Source organism: Massilia violaceinigra (assembly GCF_002752675.1).
In the GTDB taxonomy this organism is placed as follows: domain Bacteria; phylum Pseudomonadota; class Gammaproteobacteria; order Burkholderiales; family Burkholderiaceae_D; genus Telluria_A; species Telluria_A violaceinigra.
Window position 1 is genome coordinate 6398525 of record NZ_CP024608.1, and the last position, 14890, is coordinate 6413414.

The window sequence follows — 14890 nt, forward strand, 5'->3', positions numbered from 1 at the left end:
ATGAACAAGCATTCGATCGACACCCGGCGCCGTGCCCTCCTGCGCGGCGCCGGGGCCGCCGGCCTGGCCCTGGGCGGCGGCGGCATCGCCTTGCCGGCCCTGGCCGAAGACAAGCCGTCCGACCCATGGCAGCAGGCGCACGCCATCGCCAGGCGTTTCAAAACGCCGCTGGTATTTCGCAAGCAGGACTTCCTGATCACCGCGCACGGCGCCAAGCCGTGCAAGGTGAGCACCGTCAAAGGGTTCATCGGCCACCACGAGCCGGGCATGGTCAAAACGCCGGCCGCCGGCGCGCACGACTGCTATCCGGCCATTGCGGCCGCGATTGCCGCCTGCGCCAAGGCAGGCGGCGGACGCGTCATCATTCCCGCCGGCGCCTGGCTGTGCAAGGGCCCGATCGTGCTGCGCTCGAACGTGCATGTGCACCTCAAGTCCGGTGCGCACGTATTCTTCAGCAACGACCCGGACGATTTCGCCAAATACGGCGAAGTCGACTGCGGCGCCAACGGCAAGCTGACCCTGTCGCGCTGGCAGAGCAACGATTGCCTGAACTATTCGCCGCTGGTGTACGCGCACAAGCAGAACAATATCGCCCTGACCGGCGAGGACTGGACCAGCATTCTCGACGGCCAGGGCGGCGTGCCGCTGGGCGGCGGCGACTGCTGGTGGGACTGGAAGGTCAAGCGCAGCGGCGCCAGGGAACTGGCCTCGCAGGTAGCCGTGAACCCGGCCAACCCGCCCAGCATCCTGACCGTGGCACCGAACCTGACCCCGGCCCAGGTCAAGCTGATCGAAGGCGACAGCAGCCGCTGGCGCCACGATGAAGCTTACCTGCCCTCCTTGTCGGAAGCCGGCGTGCCGGTCGGCAAGCGCGTGTTCGGCCGCGGCCACTATCTGCGCCCGTGCATGATCGAATTCATCGACTGCACCAAGGTGCTGCTCAAGGGGTACCAGGTCAACCAGGCGCCGTTCTGGCTGCATCACCCGGTGGCGTGCCGCGACCTGGAAATCCGCAAGGTCCACATGGACAGCATGGGCCCGAACAGCGACGGTTTCGATCCGGAAGCGTGCGATAACGTGCTGGTCGAAGACTGCACCTTCAACACCGGCGACGATTGCATTGCCATCAAGGCCGGCAAGAACCTCGATACCCAGCATGGCCCGACCCGGAACGTGCTGATCCAGAAATGCATCATGAACAGCGGCCACGGCGGCGTGACCCTGGGCAGCGAAATGTCGGGCGGCATCGAGCACGTGTATGCGCAGGATATCGAGTTCCGCAACGTGAACTGGGCCACCAGCCCGCTGAGCACGGCCATCCGCATGAAGACCAATATGAACCGCGGCGGCTTCCTCAAGCATTTTTACGTGCGCAACGTGACGATACCGAACGGAGTGCAGACCACGCCGCATTTCTACAATCCCCTGCCCGGCTCGCCCATCGCCCCAAAAACCGTGTCGTCCTCGGCCGGCGCGGTGGTCACCATCGATTGCGATTACGCGCCCACCGCCGACAACGTGCGCACCCGCCCGCCGGTGGTGTCGAACGTGCACATCTCGAACGTCAAGGTCGGCAACGTGAAAACCAAGGCCGGCACCTTCTCGTGCTACCAGGCCATCATGCTGCTCGGTCCGGTCGCCTTCGATTACAACGGCAACGACCCGTCGCTGATCGTGCCGATCACCGACATCACGATCACCGACTGCGACTTCGGCACCCCGGCCAATGCCGACAATCCCTGGTTCGCCTACAACGTGAAGTCGGCATTCCTGACCAACGTGACCATCGGCGGCAAGGTGTACAACACCACCGTGACGGCGTAAGCAATCCTGTTTTTTGATGAGGAAATAACGATGTAGCCTGCTGTTTCACTTTACTGGACGACAAAAAAATGAAAACAAAAAGAATGTTGGAGACACTCGCGGTCGTGGCACTGACCGCGGGACAAGCAAACGCGGCGCCCCTGCCGCTGCAGCACACCAGCATCAGCGCGACCTATAACGGGTCCGCTGACGGCATGCTGGGACTGGACCAGCTGTTCGCCCCGGGTCCGGGGTCGAACGTCACGGAAATCGACCCCGGCGGCGCCAACGGGGTCGAGTTTCTCAGCGCCGACTTCCTGTTCGGCATCGACTTTGCCGAAGACGGCGTGCTCACGGTGTTTAACAATGGACCGGTGAGCGCGGGGCCGTACAGCATGCGCTTCGATTTCGGTGCCAGCCTGGCCGCCCCATTGACCCGCTTCACGCTGATCGACAGCGCCGCCGTGGGCGGCCTGCCGGTGCTGAACCTGATCGACGGCCACACCATCGGCCTCGATCTGTCCGCGCTCGACTGGGGCGCCGGCTTCAACAGCTTCAGCGCGCGCCTCGAAGCGGCGCCCTCGCCCGTGCCGGAACCGGCCAGCGTCACGCTGATGCTGGCCGGCTTTGCCGCCATCGCGATCGTGCGCCGCCGCGCCCCCAAAGCCTAGTTACCGGAGAATCCAATGAATGAAGCACCGATCAGGGCCGCTGCTCTCAGCGCCGCCCTGCTGATGGCGGCCGCCTGTAGCCAGGCCCAGGCAGCCGTCGATCCCGCGCGCCAGAGCGCTCCCGCCGACGGCTGGGCCAGCCAATCCGGCGGCACCGTGGGCGGCGCCAGCGCCGTTCCCGAACAGATTTACACCGTGGCCGACCGCGCCCAGCTGCTGGCCGCCCTGCGTAACGGCGGCAACACCAGCAAGATCATCAAGCTGACCGGCATGATCGACATGAGCGGCGGCGTACCTTACGTCAGCACCGGCGACCAGGCCGCGCGCGGCGCCATCCGCCTCGGCAGCAACACGACGCTGATCGGCGCCGGGGCCAATGCCGGCATCGTCAACGGCCATATCGCGGTACAAAACGTCGAGCAGGTGATCATCCGCAACCTCAAGATCATGAACCCCTGCGACGCCGGCCCCATCTGGGACCCGCTCGACGGCGCCAGCGGCAACTGGAATTCGGCTTACGACGCGATCGGCATCTCCAACTCGCACCACGTCTGGATCGACCACAACAGCTTTACCGACGCCCCGCTGACCGACGACTTGCAGCCCATCGAAAACGGCAAGCGCAAGCAGTGCCATGACGGCGCGGTCGACATCACCAACGCCTCCGACTTCGTCACGCTGTCGTACAACCATTTCGGCCAGCACAACAAGAACAACCTGATCGGGTCGAGCGACACGGCCACCACCGACGAAGGCAAGCTGCGCATCACGTTCAGCAACAATGTGTTCGCCGATGTCACCCAGCGCTCGCCGCGGGTGCGCTTTGGAATGGTCCATCTGTTCAATAACTACTACGCGGGCAGCAAGTCGGCGCCCGTCTATCCCCATATGTATAGCGTGGGCGTGGGCCAGAGCGCCAAGATCCTGTCGAATAATAATGTCTTCGCCATCACGGGCGCCAGCAGCTGCGCCGATGTCGTCTCCTCGCCGAGCGGCACGGGCGGCACCTTCAGCGACAAGGGCTCGGTGCTGAACGGCGTGGCGCTGCCGACGTGCGCGGTCGCACCGGCCGCCTGGAGCGCGCCGTACGCGTTCACGCCGCGCCCGGTGGCGCTGGTCAAGGCCAACGCCCTGGCGCAAGCCGGCGGCGGCAAGCTGAGCACCAGCATCACGGGCACCGGCGACACCAGCACCGATACCGTGCCGACCCAGTTCTGCCCCGCCAGCGGCCTGTATTTTTGCGACGACTTCCAGGATGGATCGACCGCGCGCTGGAACCTGCTGCCGCTGGCCGGCCCCAACGGCGCTTTTACCGTGCAGCTGGATGCCTCCGGCACCACCAACAAGGTGCTGCAGTACACGGCCGCCAGCACCGGCGGCATTCTGGCGCTGGTCAAGCCGGACGCGTTCAAGGGCGTGCTCTCGGGCGACTATTTCGTCGAAGCACGCATCCGCCCGCTGACCAACAGCACCACCGGCAACAAGCAGCTGTACCTGATCACGCGCTACGTCGACCCGGCCAACTGGTACGGTGCCGGCCTGAACGTGCAGAACGCGACCACCAGCACGCAGGTCGAGATCGCCCGCATGCTGGGCAACAGCTTGAGCAAGATCAAGCAGTCCAAGCGCGCCATCGCCATGGATGCGCAGTTCTACACCGTACGTTTCGAGTTGATCGGCAGCACCCTGACCCTGTATCTCGATGGCGAGAACCTCGGCTCGGTGAGCGACGCCAGCTTTGCCGCGCGCGGCCTGATCGGCCTGTACACGACCAACAAATCGTTCCAGATCGACGATGTGCGGGTGGGCGATCCAAAGATGAAACCGGTGCAGCTGACCCTGAACCCGCATCCGCTGACTTACACGGCCGAAGCGGGCGACGCGCCGCTGCTTGTCAACGTGGGCGCCAAAAAAGGCGACGGCAGCATGGATACCTTCACGGTCGAGTCAAGCAAACCGGGCGTGGTGGGCGTGAGTGTTGACGGCGCCAGGGTCACATTGAGCCCGCTGGCCGCCGGCAGCGCCAAGATCGTGTTTACCAGCGGCGCCGATCCGACCCTGTCGCGCAGCATCGGCGCCACCATTGCGCCGGCCTTCGTGCAGCCGACCCAGACCTACCGGCTGGACGGCGCCAGCTTTCCCGCCGTGGGCGCGCTTGATGAAGCCGTCGACAGTCCGCTCAGCCTGACTTTCGACAGCCCGCCCACCCTGGGCACCGGCGGCACCATCCGCATCTTCCGCAAGAGCGACGATGCGCTGGTCGACGTGATCCGCCTGGCCGACGAAGTCGACACCATCGGCCATGCCGGGCAAGACCGCCTGCGCCGCGTGCGCTACCTGCCGGTGCGCATCGACGGCAGCACGGTGACCATCAAGCCGCACAACAACCGCCTCGCTTACGGCACGGGCTACTACGTGGCCATTGCCGACGGCGTATTCACAAGCGCGACCCTGGGCGGCACGCCGTTTCGCGGCATCGGCAAGGCGGGCGGCTGGAGCTTCACGACCAAGACCGCTGCGCCCACCAGCGCCAGCCTGAGCGTGGACGACGATGGCCCGGCCGATTTCCGCACCGTGCAGGGCGCCATCAACCACGCGAGCGGCGCCTTCGCCAAGGCCGATCCGGTGACGATCAGCGTGCGCAACGGCAGCTACGAAGAATTGCTCTACCTGCGCGGCAAGGACAATCTGACGATCAAGGGCGAAAGCCGCGACGGCGTGGTGATCCACTACACCAACTACGATTCGCTCAACCCCGGCACCGGCGCCAGCGAAGCGCCGGGTAGCAATGGTGCGCCGCTGGGCGGGCGTTCCGTGCTGCTGGTGGAAACGGCCGACATGGTCACGCTCGACACGCTGACCCTGAAAAACACCACCCTGCGCTCGCCGGCCATCTCGTCCCAGGCCGAAGCGCTCTACTTCAACAGCGACGCCCGCCTGGTGGCCACCAACGCCGCCTTCTTCAGCGAACAGGACACCCTGAACCTCAAGGGCTATGCCTGGTTCCACCGTTCGCTGGTGGCCGGCAACGTCGACTTTATCTGGGGCAGCGCGCGCGCCGCCCTGTTCGAGGAAAGCGAAATCCGCAGCGTGGGCGACAGCACCAGCGCGACCGGCGGCGGCTACGTGCTGCAGGCGCGCGTGCCGAACGCGGCCGACAAGGGCTTCGTTTTTCTCAACAGCAGCCTGACCCACGGCCCCGGACCCGGCCCCTTGCACGGCGACATTCCCAACGGCGCCACCTGGCTCGCGCGCAGTCCCGGCGGCACGGCCACCTGGGACAATATCGCCTTCATCAACTGCAAGATGGATGCGCACGTCGCCCCGGCCGGCTGGGCGGGCCTGGGCGTGAACGGCCAGCCGGCGCCCAACCCGGTCCAGCCGAACGCGGTGTCGGGCTGGCGCGAGCACGGCACAATCGACCTGCAGGGCACGCCCTTGAACCTGGCGGCCCGGGTAGGCGGCTACCTGCTGAGCGACGAGGAAGTGGCGGCCGGGTTTGCCACCCGTGCCAAGGTGTTTTCCGCATGGAATAGCGGACTCGGCTGGAATCCATAGAACGCATGGGGAACGCCGCGTCAAGTGGCGTTACCCCATCCAACAACGAACAAATACTAATAGGAATGTTGACCGTAAAGACATGCTAAGCTTAATGGGATGCAACGGCTAAACGAGTGCGTCGCTGAAATGTTTTCCCGAAAGAGTGAACATGAAGATTCGGTCCTTCCTTGCGATGATGATCGTGGCGGCGCTGGCGCCGGTGATCCTGTTTTCCACCGTACCGCTGAGCCGCCTGATCCAGGCCGAGCGCGATGCCGCCGTGCTGTCGATGAAGCTGGCGGCGCGCGCCACCTCGATCGCGGTCGACAGCCAGTGGCACCAGGCCATCGGCCTCATCCGCGGACTGAGCAGCTCGAACAAGCTGGAGTCGGGGCAACTGGCCCAGTTCGGCATCAAGGCGCGTACCATGGCCGGCAACGAAGGCGCCTACATCGAACTGTTCGACGACAGCGGACAGTTGCTCGTAGACACCACCCTGGCACCCGACGCGCCCCTGCCCGACACCCGCGCCCTGCAGCGCGCGCGCGTCGACCGCATGCTCTCCAGCTCGGCGTATGCGATCTCCGATCTGCAGCCCGGCAAACTGCCCGACAGCTACGTGGTGCAGGTCGACTATCCCGTGTTTCTCGACAATGGCGTACGCTACGTGCTCGGCTACGGCTTCGACGTCGACGACCTGATGCGCGCCCTGCCCGCGCCCGATGCCGACGGCACCACCTTCACCGTGTACGACCGCAACGGCCGCCTGCTGGCCAGCAACGGCAAGCACGCCGCCGTGGGCAGCTTCGCGCCGGTACCGCTGCTGGTGGCCATCCGACTGCGCGAAAACGGCCTGGTCAGCACGCCGGGCGGCCGCTATGCGATGCTGACCGCCTCCACCGTGTCGGGCTGGTGGGTGGCGATGTCCTCGCCGCGCGCCACCATCGACGGCACGGCGCGGCGCACGGTGCTCTATTCGGTGTCGGGCCTGATCATCGCCCTGCTGCTGGCCGGGGCCGCCGCCCTGCTGTTCAGCGCGCGCGTGACCAAGGCCATTGCCCGCACCGGCGAGGCGGCGCGCTCGATGGTGGACGGGCCGGCCCGGCTGCCGCTGTATTCCGGCATTACCGAAGTCGACCGGCTCGACCAGAACGTGTACCTGGGCGCCCATCTGCTGGCCAGCGCCTCGGCTGAGCGCGAACGGCTGCTGTCCGAAGCGCAGCAGGCGCGCGAAATCGCCGAAGGCCAGAACCGCTCCAAGGACGAATTCCTCGCCATGCTCGGCCACGAGCTGCGTAATCCGATGGCGCCGATCAGCACCGCCGCCCATCTGCTCAGGATGCCCAACATCTCGCCCGAGCAGATGCGCCAGGCGGGCGACATCATTGCGCGCCAGGTCGACCATATGAACCATCTGGTGAACGACCTGCTGGACGTGTCGCGCGTCACGCGCGGCCTCATCACGCTGGAAAAGAAACCGGTCTCCTTGCGCGCCATCCTAGCCGCCGCCGTCGAACAGACCATGGGCAGCATGCACAAGGGCGGACACCGCTTCGACACCGTCTGCGGCGAGGAGGAATACTGGGTGCGCGGCGACGCCACGCGCCTGATCCAGGTGCTGACCAACCTGCTGGTCAACGCCGCCAAGTATTCGCCGCCGCAGTCCTCCATCAAGGTGACCCTGGCGCGCGACGGCGAGCGCATCAGCATCGAGGTGAGCGACGACGGCAACGGCATCGAGCCGGAATTGCTGCCGCGCATTTTCGAGCTGTTCTCGCAGGGCCGGCGCACGCCGGACCGCGCCACGGGCGGCCTCGGGCTGGGCCTGGCGCTGGTGCGCAAGCTGGTGGAACTGCACGGCGGCAGCGTGATCGCCTACAGCGAGGGGGTCGGTAAAGGCAGCCGCTTCACCATCGAGCTGCCGGCGGCGGACATGCGCGCCGCCGACCTGGCAGCCGACGCGCCCGTTGCGGCGTCCGAGATCGGCTGAAGCGATGGATGACATGGTGGCGGCATGCGCGACTTCATCTTGCTGCTGTCGCCCTCACCCCAATTGATCGATCGCTGTCACAGCGCTGTCGCCCGCCCATCTGACCTGGGGCATCGAATGCTCGCTGCAAAGCTGTGCAATGGGCCGCAGGGCAGCTGCCGGATAGAGCGCGATTTGCCCTGCCACTGCCTCCGCATAGAAAAAATTCCGATGCTTGGCCAAGCGCATGAGCAAGCCCATATCCACCGGCGCGAGCGACAGGATGGCCGATTCGACCACAGCCTCGTCGTCCTCGTTGTCACTGTCGAGCAAAGCATGGAGATAGCTGCCGAGGGCCGCCTGATCGCGATGAAGTGGCGTGGTGGACGGATGGAAATCGGTCAGCCAGGCGTCGTTTTCCCTGGCTTGCCGTGCGGCGTCGAGGAACTCGGCAAGGGAAGCGAACACCACACTCGACGCTTCGCCGTTATGGCAAAGAAAAAGGATGGCGCCGGCGAAGGGCCCGCGGGTCAGGTAGACGTGATGGTCGCTGGTATTGCCGTCATCGAGAACGACGCCGCCGTACGCCCTCATCAAGCTGAGGTCCTGCAAAGCCATTGTTAGCGCATCCGATTCGGCCCGGTCCAGCAGGTTGAGCTCGATGTCGAAGCGACCGACGTTGCCGGGGTCCATGGGCGCGTCGAAGTACGCGGCCAGTTCGGCGATGAAAGGCGCCGCCTCGACGGCATCCTGTGTGTCCGGACCAGAAGGCTCCGACATGTCATTTCTCCTGAAAATAGTGCAGGTCTTATCCGGGCTCCAAGCTTAACACGCCGGACCGGGCCACGGCGTCCCGGGGCTGGGACTACGGGGCCTGGCGTTGCCGTTCCGGCATTGCCGGCGCCGCGCTTTTGAACCCATAGGCATGATAAATCCGCTCGATGCTCTTATCGGCGATCATGGCCCTGATGATGCCATTGAGCCGGGCCACCTCGCTATCGCGCATGCTGGTATTGCACGCAACGAACATGGGGATGGTGGCGAACGTAAGCAGCGGTTCGACGTCGGTCAGTCCCAGATCGCGCATCAGATACCGGGCTGGCAGCTCGGCGCTTGCCCACAGATCGATCCGGCGCCTGAGTAATTTTGGCGGGTTAAGACGGTCTGCGGCGACTTCCGAGACACGAATGTTATTGGCGTTGAGGATGGGGATGGAAAGATCGTCGATGATCGTGCCAACCAGATAAGGGCGGGCATCGTGCAGTTGGCGTAATGTGATCTTGCTGTCGCGCAGACCAAAAAACATCCAGCGGCTGTGGCCGATCGGACCGATCCACTTGAATTTTTTCTCGCGTTCCGGTGTTCTGCCCACCATGAGCTGACAGGTATCCGGGGTAGCGGCAGTCAGTGCCAGACCACGGGCCCAGGGAACCATGTCGACCGAGCCGATCCGCACGCCGGCGCGCCGCATAAGTTCATCGACGATATCGACCGCAATGCCGCCCATCTTGCCGCCGCTGGCGGATTGCCAGCTGTACGGAGCCCACTCCAGGGCATACAGCGTGAGCGCGCCCGCGGCATGGGCGGCCGCGCCCGGCCCGCACAGCAAACAGGCCATCACGCCCTTGAGCGCCACGGCGGCGGCCAACTGGCGCCAGCCGCTCCGGCCTGAGATGCATCGCATGCGACGCTTGACCAGGACCGCCGTTTTTTCCCGGGCAGGCGCACCCGCGGCGTCACTCACGCCGGCCGGCTCTGCGTTTCAGGCAGTTGCGCGGCAGTCTCCGGCAACCTGTCACCCGCGGGACAGGCGCAATGGTTGTCGCCCAGGTCGATGTTATGCAACAGGCCGTAGTGCCGGAATGCCTCGCGCAAGTCCGCGCGCAGCACTGCGTTATCCCATGGCTTGGTATAAAAACGGTAGATCGCGCCCTTGTTCACGGCCTTCATGATGGAGTCAAGGTCGGTGTAGCCCGACAGGACGATACGAAAACTGTCCTGGTACATTTCCTTGACCCGATCGAAGAATTCGGTGCCGCTCATGTCCGGCATGCGCTGGTCGCAGATAATCACCTGCACGCAGTGCTGCGCCAGCAGGTCGAACCCCTCGGCGGCCGAGCCGGCGCACAGGATATGGTAGCCGTCGTCGCGCAGCAGGCGCCGCAAGGATGACAGGACGTGGGCGTCGTCGTCGACCAGCAGCAAGGTCTTGCGGTAGGGCAGGATTGCCGGTGCCGGCAGCTGCATCTGGCGCGCGTTGAGCAGCAGCGCCTCCAGCTCCGGCAGCGCCAGCGGCCGGCTGAAGAAATAGCCCTGCACCTGGTCGCAGCGATTGCGTTTCAAAAAGGCGAGCTGGGCGGCCGTCTCGACGCCTTCGGCGATGACGTGCAGTTTCAGGCTGTGGGCCATGCCCAGGATCGCCTGCACGATGGCGGCGTCGTCCGGATTGCTGGTCACTTCGCGGATAAAGGCGATGTCGATTTTCAGTTTGTCGATCGGGAAGCGGCGCAGGTAGGCCAGGCTCGAATAGCCGGTGCCGAAGTCATCGATCGAAATCTGCACGCCGTGCCATTTCAGGTCCTTGAGCGTCTTGATCGTGCGTTCCGTATTGACCATCAGGGAGCTTTCCGTCAGTTCCAGCTCCAGCAGCTCGGGCGGCACGCCGTGCCGTTCCAGCGCGGCGATGACATCGCCATCGACGTCGCCCTCGGCCAGCTGGCGGCCCGCCACATTGACCGATACCTGCATCGGCCCCACGGGCGAGCGCAGCCATTGACCGATCTGGCGGCAAGCTTCATCGATGACCCAGCTGCCGACCTTCAAGATAAGTCCGGTTTCTTCGAGCGAGGCGATGAACATGTCCGGCCCGATCAAGCCATAGCCCGGCCGCTCCCAGCGCAGCAAGGCTTCCAGGCCGGCCACGCAGCCGCTGTCGAGCGCGACCTTGGGCTGGTAATGCAGGACAAATTCGCCATTCTCGAAGGCCCTGCGCAAGGCTTTCTCCAGATCGAGCCGGGCCAGCACCTCGACATTCATCTGCGCCGTGAAAAAGCGGAAGGTGTCGCGTCCGGCCTGCTTGGCACGGTACATCGCGGTATCGGCGTACTTGATCAGTTCGTCGGGCTGGCTGGCGTCGAGCGGGTGCATGGTGATGCCGATACTGGCCGTCACGTTCAGTTCATGCTGGCCCAGCACGAACGGCACGCGCAGCACTTCGCGGATCTTGCCGGCCACGCCGGCGGCATCGTTCAGTTCATCCTGCATCACCAGGATCACGCCGAATTCGTCGCCGCCCAGGCGCCCGACCGTGTCGCGCGCGCGCACGCAGCCCAACAGGCGATTGGCGAACTGGACCAGCAGGTCGTCGCCCACGCCGTGGCCCAGCGTATCGTTGACGGTCTTGAAGTTGTCGAGATCGAGAAACAGCACCGCGACCGTCCAGTCATGCTGGGTGGCCTGGTGCAGCGTGCGGGTCAGGGTATCGTAGAACAGGGTGCGGTTCGGCAGACCGGTGAGTCCGTCGTGATGGGCCTGGTACTGCAGGCGCAGCGCCGCCTCCTTGCGCTCGCTGATATCGCGCACCACGGCCACGATGATCCAGTCCGGCCCCGACGCCAGGGCTTGCCGGTGAAACTCGACCTGCACCTGCGAGCCATCCTTGCGGATCAGCGCCATCTCGTCCGACAGGCTGCTGCCGCTGTTGGCCATGAGCCGTTCGTACAGCAGCGCCATCTCGGGCCAGGTCGACTCGGCGGTAATATCGCACGGGCCCATGCCCAGCAGTTCCTCGCGCGAATAGCCGAGCATCCTGCTGGCCGCGGCATTCAATTCGACAAAGCGCATGCTGGTGCAGTTGACCAGGAAAATCGCATCATCGGTGCAATCCATCGCCGTGCGAAAGCGCCGCAACTCGTCCTCGCCCCGCTTGCGCTCGCTCACATCCATGTACATCACGACCACGCCGTGCAGGTTCTTGTCGGCCAGCGGGGTGACGGTGAGCAGCAGCCATGACTGGATGCCGGCCGTCCTGCACGCATACTCGAACGACCAATGGCGGGTGCGGCCGTTGAGCACCTGGCCGATGCCGTCGGCCACCTGGCGCGCCTGGTCGGCGCCTTCGCCGACGACCAGCGCGCATTGCTCGAGGACGTTGGTGCCGACCGCATGGCCCGGACCGGCTGCGGCGGCAAGGGCCAGCGGCGTGTCGTATGCCGCCCAGGCCTGGTTGACCGACATGATGACGCCATCGGCGTCGAGGATGGCGATGTAGGCGGGCAGCGAATTGAGGATCGCATCGAGCCGGCTGGCATCGTTCAGGCGCACCTGCGCCTGGGCGCGGCGCAGCAGGAAGGGCTGCCCGTGGGGGTCGGTGATGGTATCGATTTCGCCGCCGGTCAATTCCTCCAGGCGGGCCACGTTGGCATGCAGCGCAGCGATCAGGTCGGTCACCTCGCCGTACCCTGTCTCCAATTCCAGGCTGGTGCTCATGGCAGATGGCCATCGAGCCCGAGGGCCAGCAGGACCGACTGGGTCTGGCTCAGCGTGCCGACGATGCGGCTGACGCTGGCGGGGGCGAGCTTGATCAGGGTCGGGGTCATGAAGATGGCATCCTCCAGCGCCCGCTTCGGTTCGCGAAAGACGTCCAGCACCTCGATCTGATGCTGCTCGGGCAAATAAGTTTCGCACAAGGCGCGCAAGTTGGCCCGGGCCAGCACCGAATTATGGGCTTCCCCCGCCACATACAGGCGGAATATGAAAATGGGCTTGGACTGGCTCATGCCGCACCGGGCCGCGGATGGGCGGCGTCGGCCCCGCGCAGTTCGGCCATCTCGCTGCGCCCGCGCGTCAGTTCGCGGGCCCGGCCCTCGGTGGTGCTGGCGAGCAGGATTTTCTCGGCCTGCTTGGCGATCAGTTCGGCCTGCAGGGACTTGACCCGCACTTCCAGCTCGGCTTCCTCGGCGTCGAGCCGGACTTTCTTGAGCCTGGCGGCCGCCTCGGCCACTTCGGCGGCCACCCGCTCCGCACTCTCCTTTTCCCAGCGCATCGTGCCCATCAGCACTTCGCCGCCGGCGGTATAGGTGTCGGCCAGGGTGACGCCCTTGTCGCTCAGGATCAGTTCGCGCACCTGGTTCGAATGCGAGGTTCCGCGCGACTTGATGATCGACATGCCGCGATTGCGCTCTCCGCCCTGGACCAGGTAGTTCAGGTGAATCCAGGTGTCGGCCAGGGTCGATATCTGCAGCGGCGAGCCGCCCTCGCTCTGGGTCGCCATTTCGTCGAGCAGGCTGGTGCACACGAGCGTGGTGCCGGCCCCCTTGGACCAGTCGATCAGGCGCTCGGCGACGTTGTGCGCGGTCAGTTCGTTACCCGACTTCGACAGGGTCGACACCGGATCGATGACCAGGCAGCGCGCCTCGTGTTCCTCGGCCAGCGCCTTGATGCGCCCCAGGTAGGTTTCGGCGCTGCCGGTGATGGTGCGCGCCGAGATGATGCGCAGCACGCCGCTCTCGAGGTAGGGTGCGAGCCGGATGCCCACCGAATTGAGATTGCGCACGACCTCGGAACCGTCGGAATCGAAGCTGACGAACATCGTGCGCTCGCCGCGCTGACAGGCAGCCTCGGCGAATGCACCGCTCAGGGTGGTCTTGGCGGTGCCGGGAAAACCGGTGATGAGCACGCTCGCGCCGCGGTAATAGCCGCCGCCCAGCATGGTATCGAGGCGCTCCACGCCGCTCGACACCCGCTCGCTCGAGACCAGCGTGTCGAGCCGGCCCAGGGTGCGCGCGACCGCCACTTCGAAACCCTTCTTGCTGATCAAGAAAGGCGACTCGTTCTCGTCGAACACGGCGCCCCGGTATTTCTGAATCCGGATATTGCGCTGTGACACGCCAAGCACCACGCCATGATTGAGCAGAATCGAGCAGTCGACCATGAATTGCATGAACCCGAGCGTCTGCTCGAGCATCGCGCCTGTCGCATCGCCGCCGGCCTTGGCCGTGATTATGGCCGTCAAGCCATTCGCCAGCAGCCAGTCGTGCAGCCGATAAATCTCGCGCCGCTTCGACATGGGATCGGGCAGCAGCGCCAGCACGATATCGAGCGCGTCGACGACCACCCGTTTGGCCTTCAGTGCCTTGACCTGCCCGTCCAGCACCGCCAGCATGCCGCTTAAATCGAAACTGCCGGACAGGACCAGGTCGGGCGCGGGCTGCGCATCGAGGAAGCAGAGCTGATTATTTTTCTGTAATTCGTCGATTCCCCAGCCGAAGCCTTGCGCATTGGCCGCGATGCGTTGCGCCGATTCCTCGAAGGCGACAAAGATGCCCGGCTCGTCGCACTCGCGGGCGCCGTTGACCAGGAACTGCAGCGACACCACGGTCTTGCCGGAGCCGGGACCGCCGGCCAGCAGCGTCGTGCGGCCGCGCGGCAAGCCGCCGCCGGTCATCTCATCGAGTCCGGTAATGCCGGAGCGTGCCTTGGAGGCATCTGGCTGCGGTGGCGACACTGGCGCGTGCTTCATGGCAGGCTCTCTCCTTTGAGAAATGCATCTCAGTCCCAGCGCCGATGAACGACGCGGGGTGGCACCGCAATGTCAACCCAACAATTCAATTACGAATCATTTTCGGTCCAATATGCTTGGAATCCGGAGGACGCGTTGCGAAATGCCATGACAGCTTTCGGAGACACATTGCCGATAAACTATAGCATGAATAAATTCCGAAAATTGCCATAACGATGAATTGCGGAACTTTGTACAACCGCCGCCACAACAGGCTGTTTTCAAGAGGAGGGGCGCGCACCGCACGAGTTCCGGGATCATGAAATCCGACCGTGGCGCCAGCAATGTCGCATTGCCATCGGCATAAGGCATGCGGGCTTCGGTGCTGTCGGATACCGGTGGTTGAAA

General features: G+C 64.9%; 9 protein-coding genes. 4 read left to right on the forward strand and 5 right to left on the reverse strand.

Translation table 11 applies throughout. The annotated features are described in order from the left end of the window. The 4 genes from CR152_RS27455 (at nt 1) to CR152_RS27470 (ending at nt 8004) form a co-directional block, all read left to right on the forward strand. Nucleotides 1-1824 carry a glycoside hydrolase family 28 protein gene (locus CR152_RS27455; protein WP_099880294.1) on the forward strand — a complete coding sequence of 608 codons (1824 nt, stop codon included), beginning with the start codon at nt 1-3 and terminating at the stop codon, nt 1822-1824. An 83-nt stretch (nt 1825-1907) separates the two neighbouring features. Beyond that, the gene (locus tag CR152_RS27460; RefSeq protein ID WP_208640210.1) at nt 1908-2474 is read left to right on the forward strand and encodes a PEP-CTERM sorting domain-containing protein; all 567 of its coding nucleotides are present in this window, start codon (nt 1908-1910) and stop codon (nt 2472-2474) included. Nucleotides 2475-2489: 15 nt separating this feature from the next. Then, nucleotides 2490-6032: a pectinesterase family protein gene (locus CR152_RS27465; RefSeq protein ID WP_099880298.1), complete on the forward strand. Its 3543-nt coding sequence runs from the start codon at nt 2490-2492 to the stop codon at nt 6030-6032. Between the two features lie 151 nt (nt 6033-6183). Further along, on the forward strand, nt 6184-8004 hold the full coding sequence (locus tag CR152_RS27470; protein WP_099880300.1) for a sensor histidine kinase: 1821 nt from the start codon (nt 6184-6186) through the stop codon (nt 8002-8004). A 54-nt stretch (nt 8005-8058) separates the two neighbouring features. Here CR152_RS27470 and CR152_RS27475 read toward each other — a convergent pair whose 3' ends face one another. From CR152_RS27475 to kaiC, 5 genes are all read right to left on the reverse strand, one after another. Continuing rightward, nucleotides 8059-8763: a hypothetical protein gene (locus CR152_RS27475; RefSeq protein WP_099880301.1), complete on the reverse strand. Its 705-nt coding sequence runs from the start codon at nt 8761-8763 to the stop codon at nt 8059-8061. A gap of 85 nt (nt 8764-8848) precedes the next feature. Next, nucleotides 8849-9727, reverse strand: coding sequence for a substrate-binding periplasmic protein (locus CR152_RS27480; protein WP_099880303.1), 879 nt, complete (start codon nt 9725-9727; stop codon nt 8849-8851). Continuing rightward, complete coding sequence (locus CR152_RS27485) at nt 9724-12471, reverse strand: EAL domain-containing protein (RefSeq protein ID WP_167399959.1); 2748 nt, start codon at nt 12469-12471, stop codon at nt 9724-9726. Before CR152_RS27485 ends, CR152_RS27480 begins: the two co-directional genes overlap by 4 nt. Then, entirely contained in the window at nt 12468-12761 is a 294-nt protein-coding gene (locus tag CR152_RS27490; RefSeq protein WP_099880304.1) for a circadian clock KaiB family protein, read from the reverse strand. The genes CR152_RS27485 and CR152_RS27490 overlap by 4 nt, the downstream gene beginning before the upstream one ends. Beyond that, nucleotides 12758-14503 carry a circadian clock protein KaiC gene (gene kaiC, locus CR152_RS27495; protein ID WP_099880306.1) on the reverse strand — a complete coding sequence of 582 codons (1746 nt, stop codon included), beginning with the start codon at nt 14501-14503 and terminating at the stop codon, nt 12758-12760. Before kaiC ends, CR152_RS27490 begins: the two co-directional genes overlap by 4 nt. Nucleotides 14504-14890: the final 387 nt, after the last annotated feature.

What these genes read in the sequence shown, in the direction of transcription:
- CR152_RS27465 (WP_099880298.1), top strand. Translation starts at nt 2,490, where the DNA reads ATGAATGAAGCACCGATCAGGGCCGCTGCTCTCAGCGCCGCCCTGCTG.
- CR152_RS27455 (WP_099880294.1), top strand. Translation starts at nt 1, where the DNA reads ATGAACAAGCATTCGATCGACACCCGGCGCCGTGCCCTCCTGCGCGGC.
- CR152_RS27490 (WP_099880304.1), bottom strand. Translation starts at nt 12,761, where the DNA reads ATGAGCCAGTCCAAGCCCATTTTCATATTCCGCCTGTATGTGGCGGGG.
- CR152_RS27470 (WP_099880300.1), top strand. Translation starts at nt 6,184, where the DNA reads ATGAAGATTCGGTCCTTCCTTGCGATGATGATCGTGGCGGCGCTGGCG.
- kaiC (WP_099880306.1), bottom strand. Translation starts at nt 14,503, where the DNA reads ATGAAGCACGCGCCAGTGTCGCCACCGCAGCCAGATGCCTCCAAGGCA.
- CR152_RS27475 (WP_099880301.1), bottom strand. Translation starts at nt 8,763, where the DNA reads ATGTCGGAGCCTTCTGGTCCGGACACACAGGATGCCGTCGAGGCGGCG.
- CR152_RS27460 (WP_208640210.1), top strand. Translation starts at nt 1,908, where the DNA reads ATGTTGGAGACACTCGCGGTCGTGGCACTGACCGCGGGACAAGCAAAC.
- CR152_RS27485 (WP_167399959.1), bottom strand. Translation starts at nt 12,471, where the DNA reads ATGAGCACCAGCCTGGAATTGGAGACAGGGTACGGCGAGGTGACCGAC.